This window comes from Parabacteroides sp. HGS0025 (assembly GCF_000969845.1).
Lineage (GTDB): Bacteria > Bacteroidota > Bacteroidia > Bacteroidales > Tannerellaceae > Parabacteroides > Parabacteroides gordonii.
This window is the reverse complement of record NZ_KQ033902.1, coordinates 2,940,987-2,958,495: the sequence shown is the minus strand read 5'-3', so window position 1 is coordinate 2,958,495 and position 17,509 is coordinate 2,940,987. Positions and strand designations below refer to the sequence as shown.

The window sequence follows — 17,509 nt, the reverse complement described above, 5'->3', positions numbered from 1 at the left end:
GGAACATGAAAAACAGACTATTCTCTTTGATATGCCTATTGGTCATATCTATATCGCTGAAAGCCAGTGATAAAATTGTAATTCCAATCTCGACCGAGAATATCAGCCTTATATATAAGGTAGGCGATAATGGACGTTTGTACCAATCGTATCTAGGTCAGAAACTTCGGTTCAGTAGTGATATCGATCAGCTTCACCTGGGTGGTGAAGCCTATATTACACACGGTATGGAAGATTATTTCGAACCGGCTATCCGTGTTTTGCATAATGACGGCAACCCTTCATTACTTCTTAAATATGTCTCTTATGAGACTAAACAACTTCAGCCGGATGTAACAGAAACAGTTATTAAATTGAAGGATGATATTTATCCTGTAACAGTCGATCTTCATTTTGTCTCTTATGCAAAAGAGAACATAATCAAGTCTTTTACGGAGATCTCACATCAGGAGAAGAAGCCGGTTACGCTTTATAACTATGCTTCTTCGCTACTTCATTTAAACAGTGAAAAGTATTTTTTGACTGAATTTGCCGGAGATTGGGCACACGAAGTAAATATGACGGAACAGCAGCTTTCATTTGGTAAAAAAGTATTGGATACAAAGTTGGGAAGCCGCGCAAATATGTTCAATTCCCCCTTCTTTTTGCTGTCCCTGAATGAAAATTCTAGAGAAAATGAAGGGGAAGTTCTTTTCGGAACCATCGGTTGGACGGGAAATTTCCGTTTCACATTTGAGGTGGATAACGAAAATAAATTACGTATCCTTTCTGGTATAAACAACTATGCTTCAGAATATTCACTAAAACCTAAGGAACTGTTCCGCACTCCGGAGTTTATATTTACCTTCAGTGCCGAAGGAAAAGGTAAAGCCAGTCGTGATTTTCATAGATGGGCACGTAAATATCAGGTAAAAGACGGCGAAAAATCACGTCTGACCTTGCTGAATAACTGGGAAGCTACCTATTTCGATTTCAACGAGGATAAACTGGTCGACATTATGGATGAAGCTAAAACACTGGGAGTCGATATGTTCCTGTTGGACGACGGCTGGTTTGCCAATAAATATCCCCGTAGCAGTGACCGTCAGGGATTAGGAGACTGGGATGAAACCGTAGAAAAACTACCGAACGGTATCGGTAAACTGGTGAAGGAAGCTACTGATAAAGGGATTAAATTCGGTCTATGGATTGAACCGGAGATGGTAAATCCAAAGAGCGAATTGTATGAAAAGCATAAGGATTGGGTCATTCATCTGCCAAACAGGGATGAGTATTATTTCAGACATCAGCTGGTATTGGATCTTAGCAACCCCGAAGTGCAGGATTATGTATTTGGTATTGTAGACAACCTGATGACCAAATATCCGGGTATCGCCTATTTTAAATGGGATTGCAATAGCCCAATCACCAATATTTATTCTCCGTACCTGAAAGACAAGCAGTCTCATCTTTATATCGATCATGTAAGAGGATTGTATAATGTACTTGAACGTGTTAAAGCAAAATACCCCAACCTGCCGATGATGCTTTGTTCCGGTGGTGGCGGACGTACTGATTATGAAGCTTTGAAATACTTTACAGAGTTCTGGCCGAGCGATAATACCGATCCGATAGAACGTATCTTTATCCAGTGGGGCTACTCTCACTTCTTCCCTTCAAAGACAATGGCTGCACACGTTACAAGCTGGAATAAGAGTGCCGGCATTAAGTTCCGTACAGATGTTGCTATGATGGGTAAGTTGGGATTTGATATCCGTACACATGAAATGACTCCGGCAGAACAGGAATATTGCAAAGGAGCTGTACAGAATTTCAACCGCTTAAGTGTTGCGATCCTGGGTGGAGACCTGTATCGTCTGGTTTCTCCTTATGAAGGAAATCACTCGGCGGTTATGTATGTCAATGAAACGACAGATAAAGCTGTTCTCTTTGCATTCGATATCCATCCTCGCTATGGTGAAATGTTGCAACCAGTTCGTTTACAGGGATTAAATCCGGATGCTCAATATGAAATAAAGGAGATCAATCTTATTCCGGGTACGAAGTCAATACTGAAATGTGACGGAAAAACGTTCTCCGGCGAATTGTTGATGAAGGTCGGTATTCCGGTATTTTCCGGCAGACAACTGGCAAGCCGGGTTATTGAAGTTTCGAAAGTGAAGTAATTCAGCATACTATTTAAATGAAAACGGAGAGGCTTATCAGATTAAGCCTCTCCGTTTTTGTTTTATCACTTATAAAAATCCGGATCGTTATCTCTTTTCCTTCGACAGTAAAGTTACGCATAAAGAGGCACAGCAAAGAAGTACTCCGACGCAGGCTGTTCCCGCCCAACCGAATAGTTGCCAGGCTGTTCCGGAAAGGAAAGTACCCAGCGAGCCACCGACAAAATAAGTAGTCATAAAGATCGTATTGACACGGTTGGAAGCAGCCGGACATAATTCAAAAATACTCGACTGGTTACTTAACTGGATACATTGCATACCTATATCGATAATGACAATACCGGCAACAATAGAGATATAATAGTTTCCTCCAGCATAAAGCAATAACCAGGCAAGCAATATCAATCCGCATCCCCAGAAGTTGAAACGTCTGACTCCCACCTTCTTAACGTATTTCCCGACAAGAGATGCCGATAATGCCCCGGCCATACCACAAAGTCCCAGCATCCCGACAACATCGCTACCGGCAAAAAAAGGAGCCTGTCCCATCTTGAATGCCAGACACGACCACATAGCCAGAAAAGATCCGAAGGCTAATCCGGAGCGGACTGCGTAAACCCTCAGTGCAGGAAATTCTTTCAGCAATGACAACAAGGATTTCATCAACTCCGAGTACCTGCCTTTAAAGGTTGGCTGTATATCCGGTAATACCGTTATCACAACAATGCCGCATACGACCATTAATCCGGCAGCGATATAATACATTTCCCGCCAACCGAACAAATCACCGATCAGTCCGCTTATTACGCGGGATACCAATATTCCGGAAAGTAACCCCGACACGACCAGTCCTACATTTCGCCCTTTATTCTCCGGTTTCGAGTATATGGCAGCTATAGGTATAAATATCTGCGGTATCATGGAGCAGATCCCGGTAAACAAAGAAGCAATAAGAATAACATGAATATTGGGGGCCAGGGCAATACTTAGCAATGATATGGTCAAAATGGAGAAGTTCGTAATGATAATCTTCTTACGTTTATACATATCGGCCAATGGCACAACAAATAATAATCCCAATGCATAACCAATCTGCGTAACCATAGCGATCAGGTTGGTTGTAAATTCAGATACGTCGAGCTCCTGACGTATCATATTGAGAAGTGGCTGATTATAGTAAAGGTTGGCTACCGATATACCGGCTACAATAGATAATGTCCATAGGATTAAAGGAGGAAGGCCTCCGTTTTCTTTTAAAACTTGTTTCATACATTACTTTTTAGTCCGGCAAATTTACCCCAAAAATTTGAATAACCGAAGCCTTTTCAATGCATGATATAGCTTCGTCAAGTATATGGAGATATTCAAATAATTAGTTATATTTGCCAATAACTAAAACAGAAAATATATGTTGGATCACATTAACGAGATACTTCAAAATACAACCATTACGCCGACTACTGCGGCTGTAAAACTCTTTGTCAGTTTCCTGTTAGGCGCTATTATCGGTATAGAGCGCCAGTTCCGCCGTCGTGAAGCCGGAATGCGTACGTTTACCCTGATCTGTATGGGGTCGGCGGCAGCGATGCTTATTTCTATCTGGATACCGCAATGCTATCCGAATTTTTTGAATGGAGACCCGGGGCGTATTGCTGCCCAGGTACTTACCGGAATAGGTTTTCTGGGAGCAGGAGCGATCATGCAAAGTCACGGCAGTATTCATGGATTGACTACGGCTGCTTGTATCTGGGTCGTTGCCGTTATCGGGTTAGCCGTAGGAGCGGGGATGTATGTTCCGGCCTTGATCGGTACGGGTCTTACATTAGTGATACTGGTCAGTCTTGAAAAACTGGAGAAAAGAATGTTCCTGAATGGAGTAAATAAGATACTGACTATTACTTGTACTACTGCAACCCCGGATCTGAAGGCTGTCCGTAAGATCTTGGAAGAGAAGAATATTTATATTGTAAGTGTTTCGTTCGAGTCTCTGTTTGAGCTGAATAAGGCAGTCATTACTTATAAAGTGAATGTTAAGGCACAATCCTCCTACATGAATTTGTTCAGTGAAATAAGAACGTTGGGATATGTTTCTCAAATAAGATTGATGGCCTGAGCCATCAATCCAATTCGTTTTTCAGCATCCGGCCTGCTATGCGAGCAGCTTCTTCCACATATTTGCTGCAAGGACGTTTTGCATAATATTCCGATGTTCTTTCGGAAGGAGCGGGAGCTGTCTGGCTGGCTTCAGCAGCAGGTAAAAGACTGCGGCAAATGATCGTACCGTGCTTTTCCTTGAACATCTCAGACATTTTCTGCACCATCGCATAATTCTTTGTCCGCGCTTCCTGATCATTCTGATCCAATACAGGATATTTGAATCCGGCTAGCATAGCCATAGCACTTACTGTACCACATATTTCCCGCATACGGCCAACACCACCACCGAAAGAGACAGACATCTGTTTTGCCATATTCAGATCCAGCTCGAATACATCCGAATAAGCAAGGAATACAGACTGTGCACAGTTGTACCCCGACTCGAAATTCTGAACAGCGGCTTGTACCCGCTGTTCAATATCAAACTCCTTCATAAAGGAATAATCTTTAATTAATATTCGTAATCCACGCAAGCTCTGTCAGCCTTTACCGGGCCGATAATGCCTTTCGAGATGGCCACATGTTCAGGATGAGTGGCATATGTCTTCACATCTTCCAGTGAGTCGAGTTCCGTTGTAAGAATAACGTCCCAGGCTTCTTCCGGATTTACATTGAAGTCGACACGGATCATACGCAATACGTCGATCTTGTCGATCAAAGCTTCCAAACCTGTTTTTATTTCCTGCATTTTAGCCTGTTTGTCGGCCGGAGTTGCAAACTCAGTCAGTTTAAACATTACAATGTGTCTTATCATAAACGCTTTTATTTAATTACATTTGTTCTTCCAAATATGAATCTTTGTATCCCAGGAAATATAATATTCCGTCCAGGCCAATCGTCGAAATCGACTGTTTGGCGGTTGCTTTCACCTTGGGCTTGGCATGGAAAGCAATTCCCAAGCCCGCTATGCTGATCATTGGCAAGTCGTTAGCTCCGTCGCCAACAGCCACGGTCTGACGGATATCCACATTCTCGACCTGGGCGATCAGGCGAAGCAATTCTGCTTTTCGCTTGCCGTCGACGATATCTCCGATATGGCGTCCGGTCAACTTGCCGTCTACCACTTCCAGCTCATTGGCATATACATAATCTATATTGTATTTCTGCTTCAGGTAGTTGCCGAAGTAGGTAAATCCTCCGGAAAGGATCGCAATCTTGAATCCTACCTTTTTAAGGATGCGCATCAAACGGTCTACACCCTCCGTGATCGGTAAATTCTCTGCAATATCCTGCATGACAGATACATCCAAACCTTTTAACAGGGCACAGCGCTGGCGGAAACTTTCGCTGAAATCAATCTCTCCGCGCATGGCCGATTCGGTAATCGCTTTTACCTGCTCGCCAACACCGGCACGGATGGCCAGTTCGTCGATCACTTCCGTTTCAATCAGGGTCGAATCCATATCGAAACAGATGAGACGGCGCATACGGCGATACATACTTTCTTCCTGAAACGAAATATCCATCACCTGTTCGGACGAGAGTTTCATAAATTCGGCCTTCATCAGCTCCTTATCACGTGGTGTACCACGAACCGAAAACTCCACACTAGCCTTCGGCGTACGTGAGTTTTCATCCAGCGGGATACGTCCTGTCAGACGTTTGATGTCGTCTATGTTCATCCCCTGGTCGGCAACGATACGGGTTACGCCTGCTATTTGCTTTGCCGTCAGCATGCGTCCCAGGATAGTGATAATATACCGGTTCTTTCCCTGCATATTCACCCATTTGGTATATTCTTCCTCTGTGATAGGATTAAAACGGATATTTACATCCAATTCATAGCTTTTGAAGAGTAACTCTTTCAAAATATCACCCGAATTTCCTCCGCAACTCTGGAAAAGAATACCCAACGACAGGTTATTATGGATATCGGCCTGACCGATATCGAGGATAACAGCATTATTCTTTGCCAGGATTTCGGTTAGGGCGGCGGTGACCCCAGGGCGGTCGGATCCGTTTATATTTATCAGTATAATTTCGTCTTTTAGTCCCATGTTTTTTGTTTTATAAGGCAAAGGTAAACAAGTTATGTGCAAATTTCTACATTTGGATAAACAAAAATTCAAATGGAATTGTTATTTTTATAGACGCGTTATATTTAATTTAGAACCTGGCAACCTTAATAAGTCCTGACTGGCAGGCAAATCGAGATGAAAATTCAGTTTGAAATTAAGGAAAAGCTGCCTGAGATTATTGCCGAAATACGGCATTCAGACAAATGGCAAACAAAAGTAGTAGAAAAGACACCTGCTTTAGAGAGAGTTACGATTAAAGATCCTAACTATGATTCTGAAGCATGTGTTGAGATTTGGGAACACGAGATTCATATCCGCACCGCATGGTCAAATTACACATATCGTGTTTTTGAACAAGGCAATACCAATTGGTGTGAGTATATCGGTGCCTACCGTGGATTGTTGGAGCAGACATTACTTCCTACACTGACGCCGAAGATGAATATTCTTGACTCGGTAGTTGTTGAAAGTTCCCTGACCGGGAATAAAAAGGAAACTTTACGTACTTATAGCACGGAAAACCTAAAGTTGAAGAACTTCCGTCGTGGCAACTTCAAAGCAGAATACAACGTCACTTCTCCCCAGGATCACCCGACTGTCGTATATGATGAATATATCAAAGAAGGGGTGCCGATGCCTTCTCCTTATGATAAACTGTAATAATAGAAAAGATAAAGTCCGGTGAATAATCGGACTTTATTTGTTGAAAATATATGATCTTGAACCACTATCAAATAACTCGTTTTACCCGGAAATCACTTTTCCCTCCCTTCTTCATGTTAAAATAGCACCTGTTTTTCCCCTGGCTAAACTGCAAATAATCGTTAACGATATGCTATAAAACACCTGTTTTGCAGGAATTCCGTGCAATAAAACATATAAAAAACCTTGTATTTCACTCGAATTATGTTATTGCGTTTGGAAGGAAAGACTCTTTACCCGTATCTTTGCCAACGTTAAAAACAAGAAAGTGGCTCCTTAGCGAAGGAAAAACACTTGTTTACTTCCTGAAAATCAGGAATCGGACATAAAGGATGACAGAGAAGAGCCGCCGCAGACCGGTAATTATCCGTAGGAGGTTATGTTCCGATTAAGTTTAACGTAAAAATTACATTATGAAGGTAAGAGCTTATGTTCTCATTGTAACGGTTGCATTGGCAACAATGTCATCCGCAACAAAAGAAGCAAGACCTACCGTGGGTACTAATCCTGGTGATCTGGCTCCGAGAATAGAGTCTTTAGGAAATGAAAGTAATATTAATTTCCAAAATCATTCCGGACGTTACACGTTGCTGAATTTCTGGGCAGCTTACGATGCTGAATCGCGGGCCCGTAACGTTCAATTATGGAATGAAGTTAATAAACTAAGTTCGGATAAAATTGCGATGTATTCTGTTTCTCTCGACGAGAAAGAATCAATCTTTACCGAGACGGTAAAGGCAGACAAGCTTAGCGGCACCAAGCAATTTCGTGAAGAACTGGGAAAAAAGTCAGAGTTGTATGGAAAGTTTAACCTGCAAAAAGGTTTGAAGAACTTTCTGATTGACGACAAAGGAGTGATCATCGCCGCAAATGTGACTCCGGATCAATTGACTGAAGTTATGAATAAGATTTAATCAGTAGATTATTATTTAAAAAGAGCTGTTCTACCCAACAAGAACAGCTCTTTTTTTGTATTTTTGCTTCTAATTTATTACCAAACAAATAAACACAATTAAAATGTACAGACAACTTATTGCGGCTTGTTCCGTGACCGGAGCATTATTGCTGAGTGCATGCTCGCCCACCACGCCTGTGTCGCACGATGTATCCATTATTCCCATTCCCAAAGAGATTAAGAATGCCAACGGCGAGTTTACCTTGAAAGACGGTATGACCATTGGCGTGGCCGACAAACAATTATTACCGGCAGCCAACTATCTTTCCGGCCTGCTTTCCCGTTCAACCGGTTATATATATAATGTACGCGAAGGAGATGGCGACATATCCCTGGCGGTTAGTGATATCGCAGGACAAAATGAAGGTGCTTATACGTTGGATGTTTCTTCCGGCAAAGTGCAGATCAAGGGAAATACGTATGGGGGAGTTATTTCCGGTATCGAGTCACTTCGCCAGCTTCTTCCGGCAGAGATCGAGTCACCGGAAGTGGTAAGCGATATTACCTGGAGTGTTCCGGCCGTTCAGATCACCGATGCTCCGCGTTTCGGCTGGAGAGGGTTGATGCTGGATGTTTCCCGTCATTTTTCGACAAAAGAAGAAGTGAAGGAGTTGCTCGATATGATGGCTCTTTATAAGTTGAACAAGTTCCACTGGCACCTGACGGATGATCAGGGTTGGCGTGTCGAGATAAAGAGATATCCGTTGCTGACCGAAAAGGGAGCCTGGCGTACCTTCAACAATCATGACCGCGAATGCATGAGATTGGCAAAAGTACAGGATAATCCTGACTATGAAATACCGGCAGAGAAACTGCGCATTACACAAGGCGATACTTTATACGGAGGTTTCTATACGCAGAACGATATTAAGGAAATTGTAGAATATGCCGGCGTACGTGGTATAGATGTCATCCCGGAAATAGATATGCCGGGTCACATGCTGGCTGCGGTAAGCAACTATACCGGTGTTTCCTGTTTTAATCAGACAGGCTGGGGAACGACGTTCTCTTCTCCCGTTTGTCCGGGTAAGGATTCGGCACTTGAATTCTGTAAAAATGTTTATAGTGAGATAATTCCTCTTTTCCCTTATAAGTATATCCATCTGGGTGCTGATGAAGTGGAAAAGACAAACTGGAAGAAATGCCCTGACTGTCAGAAACGAATGAAAGACAATGGCTTGAAGACCGAAGAGGAGTTGCAGGCCTGGTTCGTTCACGACATGGAGAAATTCTTTAACGAGAACGGAAAAGAGATGATCGGCTGGGATGAAATTCTGGAAGGCGGATTATCTCCGACGGCTACAATCATGTGGTGGCGCAGCTGGCATCCGCAATCGGTTCCGGATGCAACGGCACAAGGCAACCATGCGATCATGAGTCCGAATACCAATTTCTATTTTGATTATCAGCAGGATAAAAACTCCCTGCCGGGCGTATATAACTTCAATCCGATGCTTGAATCGCTGAATGATGCACAGAAAGCATTGATCCTGGGTATACAGGCAAATCTCTGGTGCGAGTATATCCCTTCTTTCGAGCGTGCACAGTATATGATCATGCCCCGTATGATGGCCCTGTCTGAACAGGCTTGGAGCGATCCTTCGGTTAAGAGTTGGGATGGTTTCACAGAAAGGTTGGTTAAGCAATTCCCCCGCCTGAACATTATGGGTGTGAATTACCGTATGCCGGATCTGGAAGGTTTCAATAATACAAATGCGTTTATCGGTGAAGGCAACGTAACGATAACATGCCTTGATCCGAGTGTGGAAATTCATTATACGACAGACGGCAGCATCCCGACACTGGAGTCTCCCCGCTATACGGAGCCGATCAAGGTGCCGGAAACAACCGACTTCACTTTCCGTACTTTCCGTCCGAACGGTAAGAAAGGCGACATTGTAAAGACCCGTTATATCAAAAGCGAATATGCTCCGGCAGCGGAAGCAACTCCTTTAAAGAAAGGTTTGCAGGCTGTATGGCATGAGTTCAAAGGCAATAAATGCGCAGATATAGAGAAAGCTCCGGTTAACGGCACGTACGAAATATCTGAAGTAACGATCCCGGCTGAAGCAAAAGGTAATATCGGCCTGGTAATATCCGGCTATTTCAATGCGCCGGAAGATGCTATTTACACCTTCAACCTGATCTCTGACGACGGCAGCACGCTGACTATCGACGGCGAGCAGGTGGTCGATAACGACGGCCCTCACTCGGTACGTGAAGTGACAGGCCAGAAGGCTTTGGCGAAAGGTTTGCATCCGATCCAGGTGAAATACTTCGATAATAACGGCGGTATGCTTCAGTTGAAGGTAATGACTGCCGATGGCAAAGAGATACCTGCTAATACGAATATGTTCGCTTACTAACAGACAGTTAATCCCCAAAAAGATCCCCGTAAAGAGAAGTAACAAGCTCTTTACGGGGATTTTTCATTTATATAGACTACGTATTACCTTACTACTCATTACCGTCAAACCTATTATAAACTATGCCTTAAGTAATGACTTATAATCTTAATTACCTTCGTCGTTAAGCTTTGCGACAGACGTCGTTAAGTAAATTAAACGTAATGTTTGACTTAGTAGGCTTATATCTTTCATCTAGTGTCCAGGTATGTAAGTGCTAGTAGTAAGTAATCTGAAACGATAAAAGGTGAAGGGTTCAAACCAACCCTTCACCTTTTTAAGCAACCATTCACCTGTGTGAATGGTACTTTATATGTTGTTTTATAATGCATTAACCTTCATGAGGTGAATGGTGAAGGGTTTAATGCTTGTTTTGCTATGTTATCTTAATGCTTCCACTTCATCCGTATGCAAAGGAATCTTCTTACCCAGCAGACGTGCTCCGTCTTCTGTGATCAGGTAATCTTCTTCGTTACGGATACCGCTGAAGTCTTTGTAAGTAACCAGTTTTTCGTAATTGATAAACTCGGTGAACTTGTTCTGGCTTCTCCACAGATCCATCAGTTCAGGAATAAAGTAAACGCCCGGCTCGATAGTGAGAACGAAGCCCGGTTCCAGTTTGCGTCCCAGGCGGAGAGACTTACGGCCGAACTCTGTGCTTTTCGGCTGTCCGTCGTAACCGACATATATTTCACCCAGGTTTTCCATATCATGCACGTCGAGTCCCATCATATGTCCTAATCCGCAAGGCATGAACATGGCATGAGCACCGGCCTTTACAGCTTCCATCGGATCGCCTTTTACAAATCCAAGGTCTTTTAATCCTTCCATAATTACCTTACAAGACAGCTCGTAAACGTCGACGAAAGGAATGCCCGGACGAAGGGCGGCAACAGCAGCTTCGTGGGCAGCTACCTGAATATCATAAATATCTTTTTGGCGGGTTGTGAATCTGGCGTCGGCAGGAATGGTAGACGACATATCGCCCGCATAACCCATTTCCGTTTCTGCACCGGCATCCAGCAGTAACATATCGCCGCTCTTGATCATATTGCTATGATCGTGGTTGTGCAACGTTTGTCCGTTGATTGTCGCAATAATAGGGAAGGAGAGCTGGTAGTTGTTAGCGTAAGCTACTTCGGCGACAGCTGCAGCCACTTCGCTTTCACGGATTCCCGGACGGACAGTACGCATGGCGGTCAGGTGCATATCGGCAGTAACCGTACAAGCCTTTTCGATCTCTGCAATTTCTTCCGCACTCTTATAATTACGTTGGTTCACAACACCCAGGATGAAAGGAACCGAAGGTTGTTCCGTACCCGGCACGACACCCAGCCACTGGAATAACTTGATCTGATGTTCGGCACGGTAAGTCGGCAGGTAATGAACACGTTGGCTCTTCTGCTGCGCCGCTTTCAGATACGTTTCGATTTCTTTGAACGGACGAACTTCCGTGATACCGGCTGCTTCGCTTTTCTCTTTCAGCGTAGGCTGGGTTCCCATCCATACGATTGCATCGATGGTCAGTTCGTCACCGAAGATGATTTCTTTGTTGTTGTCAATATCGATGATAGCAGACAGCCCGGCATAGGGAAGTCCGAAGAAATACAAGAAAGTGGAATCCTGGCGGAAGTGGTATGTGTTATCTGCATAGTTCATACCTGACTCATCATTTCCGAGGAAAAGTAACAAACCTGAACCGATAGTCTGTTTCAGTTTAGCCCTGCGGGCCATATACGTTTCTTTACTAAACATAACTTTTGGATTTTATTTATTGCTATCAAAGATAATGCAAGCCGAGAGCAGAATAAAATGAACGAGTTCATTTTTTATGCCGAGGCGCAGCTTATCTTCGTTTTGAAACAAAGATAGTAATTAATATAAACTAACGGGTATCTATTAAAAAATATTTCTTACATTGGCCTCACAAATTAAACCTTGCATACATTATGAAGATTCAGCAGATACAAGAACTTACCGAAGCAACCGTAGCATGTGGAAGCGATAAGCTAGACCATGAAGTGCAATGTGCTTTTGCCAGCGACCTGATGAGCGATGTATTGACAGTGGATTGTAATGAAGTGATCCTGATCACCGGACTCTGCAACCTGCAAACGATCCGTACGGCCGAAATGGCCGATGTGTCCTGTATCCTTTTCGTCAGGGGCAAACGGGTGACGGATGAGATGTTGGCGGTAGCTTCGGAAAACAATATGATCCTGCTTGAAACGGAACATTCCATGTACCATACGGTGGGCGAGTTATACTGTAGCGGCCTTTTACCTATTTTTTAAGGAAAGGAGGAAATCAGCATGCAATATAGTTTTGAACTGGAAGGAGGAAACTTTTCGAAAGCCGGATATGCATCCAGCCAGATAAAGAAGGTATTGAAGCAATTGTCTATCGATTCCCGCATTATCAAGAGGATCGTCGTTGCTTTGTACGAAGCCGAGGTAAATATCGTAGCTCATGCGTGGCGCGGAAAAGTATCTGCCACGCTGGATGCCGAAAAGATCACCTTGCTACTGAAAGACGAAGGCCCCGGCATTCCGGATATTCAGCAAGCCATGCAGGAAGGCTATTCGACCGCTTCGCCTGCTGTGCGGGAAATGGGATTCGGTGCGGGAATGGGACTTCCCAATATGAAGAAGAATGTAGACGAACTAACAATAGAGAGCGAGGTAGGCGTGGGGACAACCGTACGCATGGTTACCTGGTTCGCGACAAAGGAATAAAGCGTTATGGAGAAGACCAAGTTTTATCATGCCCTGAGGATCGATAAGGATCGTTGTATCGGTTGTACCCATTGTATGACGAAGTGTCCTACACGGGCAGTCCGTATCCGCGATGGAAAAGCCGTGATCCGTAAAGACTGGTGTGTCGATTGCGGTGAATGCCTGAAAGCCTGTCCGACAGAAGCGATCTCTGTTGAGCAGGACGACTTCCAGAAGATATTTGGTTATGAATGCCGCGTGGCATTGGTTCCTACTGTTTTTATCGGGCAGTTCTCCAAATACACTACGGAGGAAGAGATATTCAGCGCCCTGTATGAATTAGGGTTTACCCATGTTTACCAAGTGGAGTTTACGGCCGACATGATCCATCGCGAAATGCTCCGTCAGATGGAGCTGGCCGAGGAGAAGCCGGTTATCAGTTCTTTCTGTCCCGCTATCGTACGGTTGATACAGATCCGTTTCCCGGCACTGGTCGATAATATCCTGCTGGTAAAGAGTCCGGTCAATGCTACGGCCACTTATTATCATCAGGTGTTGACGGAAGAAGGGTATAAGCCGGAACAGATCGGTCTTTTTTATGTCACGCCTTGTGCCGCCAAGATTGCGGCATTGAAAGGAGAGGACGGCTATTCTTCTACGATAAACGGAGTGATCAATATGGATACATTATATAATAAGGTATACCATATCCTGCAAAACCGTCCGAAAGGCTATAAGCCGGAATGTGTCCTTCCGCCGGCACTTACCAAGAAAGAGATGCGATGGAGCCAGACCGGAGGTGAAGCCAAACACTTCTCCGGCCGTTGCCTTGCCATCGATGAAATACACAATGTGATCGATTTCCTGGAACGGATGGAAACGACCAATGAGGTGCGCAACGTCGATTTCCTCGAACTCCGTGCCTGCGACCGTAGCTGTGCCGGAGGGGTGCTTGCCGTGGCCAACCGTTTCCTGACTTCCGAACGGATCATGAAGCGTTCGATGAAACGTGATAAGGCACCGCTTATTTATGCTTCCGAGCGTTTCGGCGCTTTGGCTTATCTGAAGCAACACATTACCATCCGTCCGCTTCATCCGAATCCGAAACTGCTTTTCGACGGCAATATCGAAGAAGTCCTGAAGAAGATGGAGCAGGTGCGCCGCCTGATGTGTTACCTGCCGGGTATCGACTGCGGAGCTTGCGGAAACCCTAATTGCCAGAGCCTTGCGGAAGATATCGTCCGCCACGAAGCCCAGTTCAGCGACTGTGTTTTCATGCAGCGTAATATGGAGAAGCATGGCAAACTGGATCAGGAACATGCCTTCCGTCTGATAGAAAAGACTTGGGGGAAAGATCGTTTAAACAAAGACTGTTATAAGAAAGGAGCAAAATATGAAGGTCAGTGATCTGATAAAAGAACTGGAACTCACCGTCTTCTGTGGCGAAGAGAGTCTGGATACGGAGATAAAAGGCGGTTACACCAGTGACCTGCTGAGTGATGTAATGGGGCATATGGAAGAAGGAATGCTGTGGGTGACCATGCAGACTCATCAGAATATAGTCGCTGTTGCCACATTGAAAGATGCTGCCGCCGTATTGGTGGTCAATGGAGCTTCGCCGGATGAAGAGACGTTGCAGAAAGGCAGGGAAGAAGGTATTCCCTTGCTCGGGACGCCGCTTTCCGCTTTCGTTATCTCCGGTAAGATTTATCAACTCCTGCAAAACGCATGAATCTTTACCGGGCTGATCTGCATATTCATACCTGCCTTTCACCCTGTGGAAGCCTGGATATGAGCCCTACGGTCGTTGTCGAAACAGCTCTTGCCCGTGGCTTGGATATCATTGCCGTAACGGATCACAACAGCACGTTGCAATGTCCGGAAATTCAGGCGTTGGGAGCAGAGGCGGGATTAACGGTCCTGGCCGGAGCTGAAGTCTGTACCCGTGAAGAAGCGCATTGCCTGGCCTTATTCGGAACTGAAGAAGCCCGTGTTGCTTTTCAGCAATACCTCGACCGGCATCTTCCTTCCGTCCCTAATGATCCCGAACGTTTCGGCGATCAGGTCTGGGTGAACCGGAACGATGAAATAATGGGAGAAGCTCCCTACTTGCTGATCTCCGCACTCGACCGGAATGTCAATCAAGTAGCGGCTGTAGTCAAAGGGTTGGGCGGGCTTTTCGTTGCGGCACATGTGGAACGGCCTTCTTTCAGCCTGATCAGCCAGCTGGGGTTTATCGATCCGTCCTTGCCTTTGGATGCGATCGAGTATACGGATGCATCCCGTTTTGCCCGGCTTTTGTCGGAACAGAAGTATCTGTCAAAGTATATTTGTTATCAGGCTTCCGACGCTCATTATCCCGAACAGATTGGAAGTAAACCTTGCCTGATACGGGCTTCGGCTCCTTTATTCGATAATATCAGGATGGCTTATTCGGGTAGTCAGGATCATTTAATACTTTCGTCAGGATGAACACACTAACATTTCATATTACAGATATTGCCTCGAACAGTGTCCGTGCGGGAGCGACCCGTATTATGCTGGATATCGTTATCGAGGGGAATAATGCGCGTATCCGTATTGCTGACAACGGTTGTGGGATGGATGCCGAAACCGTTTCGCGCGTTTCCAATCCGTTTTATACCACCCGTACCACCCGCAGGATAGGGCTGGGAATACCTTTTCTTATACAAAATGCGGAGCAGACAGGCGGGTCTGTAAAGATAATATCCCAACCGGGGGAAGGCACGGAAGTTACAGCCAGCTTTCATACGTCTCATATAGATTGCCCGCCGTGGGGAGACCTGGCGGGAACGGTCGCGATGCTGATAAGCGGTAATCCGGCTATCAACGTCTGTTTTACCTATAGGAAAGGGGAACATAGCTTTGAATTGAGCACAAAAGAACTTCAAAGTATTTTTGAGGATATACCACTAAACCATCCGAAAGTGATACTCGTGATCAAAGAAATGCTGGCTGAAAATCTGAAATGATCAGTGGTGCCGGGTCTTTGATTTGTAATAGTCAAACCGTTCCAACACTTCGCGTACATAATTGAATGTTTCCGAGCCACGCAGGTAACCGTGCTTGCAGACCGGGTCGTTATAGTATTCCGGATCGCTTTTCAGGCGGACATATTCGGCTACATTGTTGTCCCAGACTTTCGGGTCTTTGCCGTACTTCTCGGCCAGACGCTGTGCGTCATAGATATGTCCGATACCTGCATTATAAGACGCTAATGTAAACTTTACCTTCTCCTGCGGATCGGTTATTTCGGAAAAGCCCTGACGGAACTTGCGCAGGCAGTCCACCCCGGTGCGGATGCCGACATCAGGATCTTTCAGTTCGTGGGGAGTGACACCGAGTGCCCGGGCTGTATTCGGCATAATGCCCATCAGACCTTCGGCTCCGGCCCATGAAACGACCGACGGGTTGAAATGTGATTCCTGATAAGAGATGGAAGCGAGCAACTGCCAGTCCCATCCGATATTCTTGGAGTGCTTCTTAAACAGATCGTCGTAAGGGGAGATATGCCCGTTTTTGACAGGGGGCAAGTCTACGGTAAGCGGCTGTTTACCTAATTCAAAGTACCGCTTCATCGCTGCCTTGTAGACATGGGTTCCGGATTTGTCCGACGCCCAGGCGTTGATTGCTTCTGCCAGTTTCGGACTGGTTTTACGTACTAGCCACGAAGAGCGCTGCATAAAGCTGACCTTCAACGAGACGTTGATATTCCAAAAATAGGTCTTGTTCAGGCGGGCCATGTTATCATCACTGATCGTATAGGGTATCTCTCCCTGCGAAACCATCGAGATCAGGTCTTCGGTTGTGATCGTATCTTTTTCTATATCTTTTATGTGGATGCCACCGCCCAGTTCTTCATTGAGATTCTTCAGACGTTGGTAGTACTTCGTTGCGGGCTTTACGTAAACGTCTTTACCGATCAGTTGTGTTACGTCTTTGAGGATCGTGTCTCCTTTGTTGGCACGCTGAACGAGCACCTGGCTGGTCTGCGATTCACGTCCGCAATATAGATAATCTTCCTTCAGCTTATTGTTCACCAGGATAGGGTAGGCTACGACATCGGCTTCGCCGGCTTCAAGCATTTCGATCAGGCGGGTGGCGTTTTCAGCTACTTTGATATTCAGCTTCAGTCCTTCAGAACGGGCAAAGTCTTTGATCAGGTCGTACTCGTATCCCATCGGTTCCATCTTATATTGGAAATAGGACGTGGAACTGTAGAGCGTAACGGCGGTGATCTCACCTGCCGCCTTCAACTGGGGAAGGTCTGTAAAGACAGAATCGTCTTCCTTTTGCTCTTGTTGCTTAGTGCCGGAACAGCTATTCAAAAGCAAAGTGATACACAAAAGGGAGACGATTTTCCTATACATTA

General features: G+C 45.1%; 17 protein-coding genes. 11 read left to right on the top strand and 6 right to left on the bottom strand.

The genetic code is table 11. The features are described from left to right. Positions 1 to 5 precede the first annotated feature (5 nt). Positions 6 to 2,165 (top strand): alpha-galactosidase, encoded by a 2,160-nt coding sequence (locus HMPREF1212_RS11660; protein ID WP_046149468.1) that lies wholly within the window; start codon positions 6 to 8, stop codon positions 2,163 to 2,165. Positions 2,166 to 2,252: 87 nt separating this feature from the next. On the opposite strand, the gene HMPREF1212_RS11655 is transcribed toward HMPREF1212_RS11660, so the two are convergent. Next, positions 2,253 to 3,434, bottom strand: coding sequence for an MFS transporter (locus tag HMPREF1212_RS11655; protein WP_046149467.1), 1,182 nt, complete (start codon positions 3,432 to 3,434; stop codon positions 2,253 to 2,255). Positions 3,435 to 3,573: 139 nt separating this feature from the next. On the opposite strand from HMPREF1212_RS11655, the gene HMPREF1212_RS11650 reads away from it, so the two are divergent. Beyond that, on the top strand, positions 3,574 to 4,278 hold the full coding sequence (locus HMPREF1212_RS11650; RefSeq protein ID WP_028729390.1) for an MgtC/SapB family protein: 705 nt from the start codon (positions 3,574 to 3,576) through the stop codon (positions 4,276 to 4,278). Between the two features lie 4 nt (positions 4,279 to 4,282). Here HMPREF1212_RS11650 and HMPREF1212_RS11645 read toward each other — a convergent pair whose 3' ends face one another. From HMPREF1212_RS11645 to serB, 3 genes are read right to left on the bottom strand one after another with little or no spacing between them, the layout of a single operon-like run. Then, positions 4,283 to 4,756 (bottom strand): C-GCAxxG-C-C family protein, encoded by a 474-nt coding sequence (locus tag HMPREF1212_RS11645; protein WP_028729389.1) that lies wholly within the window; start codon positions 4,754 to 4,756, stop codon positions 4,283 to 4,285. 17 nt (positions 4,757 to 4,773) lie between these two features. Further along, complete coding sequence (locus HMPREF1212_RS11640) at positions 4,774 to 5,076, bottom strand: Dabb family protein (RefSeq protein WP_028729388.1); 303 nt, start codon at positions 5,074 to 5,076, stop codon at positions 4,774 to 4,776. A gap of 16 nt (positions 5,077 to 5,092) precedes the next feature. Continuing rightward, on the bottom strand, positions 5,093 to 6,319 hold the full coding sequence (gene serB, locus HMPREF1212_RS11635; protein WP_046149466.1) for a phosphoserine phosphatase SerB: 1,227 nt from the start codon (positions 6,317 to 6,319) through the stop codon (positions 5,093 to 5,095). Positions 6,320 to 6,475: 156 nt separating this feature from the next. On the opposite strand from serB, the gene HMPREF1212_RS11630 reads away from it, so the two are divergent. From HMPREF1212_RS11630 to HMPREF1212_RS11620, 3 genes are all read left to right on the top strand, one after another. Then, a complete protein-coding gene (locus tag HMPREF1212_RS11630; RefSeq protein WP_028729386.1) occupies positions 6,476 to 7,000 on the top strand; it encodes a hypothetical protein in 525 nt (174 codons plus the stop codon). A 455-nt stretch (positions 7,001 to 7,455) separates the two neighbouring features. Next, the gene (locus HMPREF1212_RS11625; protein ID WP_028729385.1) at positions 7,456 to 7,956 is read left to right on the top strand and encodes a thioredoxin-like domain-containing protein; all 501 of its coding nucleotides are present in this window, start codon (positions 7,456 to 7,458) and stop codon (positions 7,954 to 7,956) included. Positions 7,957 to 8,059: 103 nt separating this feature from the next. Further along, positions 8,060 to 10,363 carry a family 20 glycosylhydrolase gene (locus tag HMPREF1212_RS11620; RefSeq protein WP_046149465.1) on the top strand — a complete coding sequence of 768 codons (2,304 nt, stop codon included), beginning with the start codon at positions 8,060 to 8,062 and terminating at the stop codon, positions 10,361 to 10,363. A 420-nt stretch (positions 10,364 to 10,783) separates the two neighbouring features. Here HMPREF1212_RS11620 and HMPREF1212_RS11615 read toward each other — a convergent pair whose 3' ends face one another. Beyond that, the gene (locus tag HMPREF1212_RS11615; protein WP_046149464.1) at positions 10,784 to 12,157 is read right to left on the bottom strand and encodes an aminopeptidase P family protein; all 1,374 of its coding nucleotides are present in this window, start codon (positions 12,155 to 12,157) and stop codon (positions 10,784 to 10,786) included. 194 nt (positions 12,158 to 12,351) lie between these two features. On the opposite strand from HMPREF1212_RS11615, the gene HMPREF1212_RS11610 reads away from it, so the two are divergent. The 6 genes from HMPREF1212_RS11610 to HMPREF1212_RS11585 are packed head-to-tail and all read left to right on the top strand — an operon-like array spanning position 12,352 to position 16,109. Next, entirely contained in the window at positions 12,352 to 12,696 is a 345-nt protein-coding gene (locus tag HMPREF1212_RS11610; RefSeq protein WP_028729382.1) for a hypothetical protein, read from the top strand. 18 nt (positions 12,697 to 12,714) lie between these two features. Further along, positions 12,715 to 13,137 (top strand): ATP-binding protein, encoded by a 423-nt coding sequence (locus HMPREF1212_RS11605; protein WP_028729381.1) that lies wholly within the window; start codon positions 12,715 to 12,717, stop codon positions 13,135 to 13,137. Positions 13,138 to 13,143: 6 nt separating this feature from the next. After that, positions 13,144 to 14,523 carry a [Fe-Fe] hydrogenase large subunit C-terminal domain-containing protein gene (locus tag HMPREF1212_RS11600; RefSeq protein ID WP_028729380.1) on the top strand — a complete coding sequence of 460 codons (1,380 nt, stop codon included), beginning with the start codon at positions 13,144 to 13,146 and terminating at the stop codon, positions 14,521 to 14,523. Further along, positions 14,510 to 14,848: a DRTGG domain-containing protein gene (locus tag HMPREF1212_RS11595; RefSeq protein ID WP_028729379.1), complete on the top strand. Its 339-nt coding sequence runs from the start codon at positions 14,510 to 14,512 to the stop codon at positions 14,846 to 14,848. The genes HMPREF1212_RS11600 and HMPREF1212_RS11595 overlap by 14 nt, the downstream gene beginning before the upstream one ends. Then, positions 14,845 to 15,588, top strand: a complete 744-nt coding sequence (locus HMPREF1212_RS11590) for a PHP domain-containing protein (protein ID WP_046149463.1) — start codon at positions 14,845 to 14,847, stop codon at positions 15,586 to 15,588. The genes HMPREF1212_RS11595 and HMPREF1212_RS11590 overlap by 4 nt, the downstream gene beginning before the upstream one ends. Continuing rightward, positions 15,585 to 16,109: an ATP-binding protein gene (locus tag HMPREF1212_RS11585; protein WP_046149462.1), complete on the top strand. Its 525-nt coding sequence runs from the start codon at positions 15,585 to 15,587 to the stop codon at positions 16,107 to 16,109. Before HMPREF1212_RS11590 ends, HMPREF1212_RS11585 begins: the two co-directional genes overlap by 4 nt. Here the strand turns inward: HMPREF1212_RS11585 and HMPREF1212_RS11580 are convergent, their stop codons facing one another. Beyond that, complete coding sequence (locus tag HMPREF1212_RS11580; protein WP_046149461.1) at positions 16,110 to 17,507, bottom strand: MltF family protein; 1,398 nt, start codon at positions 17,505 to 17,507, stop codon at positions 16,110 to 16,112. Positions 17,508 to 17,509 lie beyond the last annotated feature (2 nt).

What these genes read in the sequence shown, in the direction of transcription:
- HMPREF1212_RS11640 (WP_028729388.1), bottom strand. Translation starts at nt 5,076, where the DNA reads ATGATAAGACACATTGTAATGTTTAAACTGACTGAGTTTGCAACTCCG.
- HMPREF1212_RS11630 (WP_028729386.1), top strand. Translation starts at nt 6,476, where the DNA reads ATGAAAATTCAGTTTGAAATTAAGGAAAAGCTGCCTGAGATTATTGCC.
- serB (WP_046149466.1), bottom strand. Translation starts at nt 6,319, where the DNA reads ATGGGACTAAAAGACGAAATTATACTGATAAATATAAACGGATCCGAC.
- HMPREF1212_RS11660 (WP_046149468.1), top strand. Translation starts at nt 6, where the DNA reads ATGAAAAACAGACTATTCTCTTTGATATGCCTATTGGTCATATCTATA.
- HMPREF1212_RS11605 (WP_028729381.1), top strand. Translation starts at nt 12,715, where the DNA reads ATGCAATATAGTTTTGAACTGGAAGGAGGAAACTTTTCGAAAGCCGGA.
- HMPREF1212_RS11615 (WP_046149464.1), bottom strand. Translation starts at nt 12,157, where the DNA reads ATGTTTAGTAAAGAAACGTATATGGCCCGCAGGGCTAAACTGAAACAG.
- HMPREF1212_RS11650 (WP_028729390.1), top strand. Translation starts at nt 3,574, where the DNA reads ATGTTGGATCACATTAACGAGATACTTCAAAATACAACCATTACGCCG.
- HMPREF1212_RS11585 (WP_046149462.1), top strand. Translation starts at nt 15,585, where the DNA reads ATGAACACACTAACATTTCATATTACAGATATTGCCTCGAACAGTGTC.
- HMPREF1212_RS11595 (WP_028729379.1), top strand. Translation starts at nt 14,510, where the DNA reads ATGAAGGTCAGTGATCTGATAAAAGAACTGGAACTCACCGTCTTCTGT.
- HMPREF1212_RS11590 (WP_046149463.1), top strand. Translation starts at nt 14,845, where the DNA reads ATGAATCTTTACCGGGCTGATCTGCATATTCATACCTGCCTTTCACCC.
- HMPREF1212_RS11625 (WP_028729385.1), top strand. Translation starts at nt 7,456, where the DNA reads ATGAAGGTAAGAGCTTATGTTCTCATTGTAACGGTTGCATTGGCAACA.
- HMPREF1212_RS11580 (WP_046149461.1), bottom strand. Translation starts at nt 17,507, where the DNA reads ATGTATAGGAAAATCGTCTCCCTTTTGTGTATCACTTTGCTTTTGAAT.
- HMPREF1212_RS11655 (WP_046149467.1), bottom strand. Translation starts at nt 3,434, where the DNA reads ATGAAACAAGTTTTAAAAGAAAACGGAGGCCTTCCTCCTTTAATCCTA.
- HMPREF1212_RS11610 (WP_028729382.1), top strand. Translation starts at nt 12,352, where the DNA reads ATGAAGATTCAGCAGATACAAGAACTTACCGAAGCAACCGTAGCATGT.
- HMPREF1212_RS11645 (WP_028729389.1), bottom strand. Translation starts at nt 4,756, where the DNA reads ATGAAGGAGTTTGATATTGAACAGCGGGTACAAGCCGCTGTTCAGAAT.
- HMPREF1212_RS11620 (WP_046149465.1), top strand. Translation starts at nt 8,060, where the DNA reads ATGTACAGACAACTTATTGCGGCTTGTTCCGTGACCGGAGCATTATTG.
- HMPREF1212_RS11600 (WP_028729380.1), top strand. Translation starts at nt 13,144, where the DNA reads ATGGAGAAGACCAAGTTTTATCATGCCCTGAGGATCGATAAGGATCGT.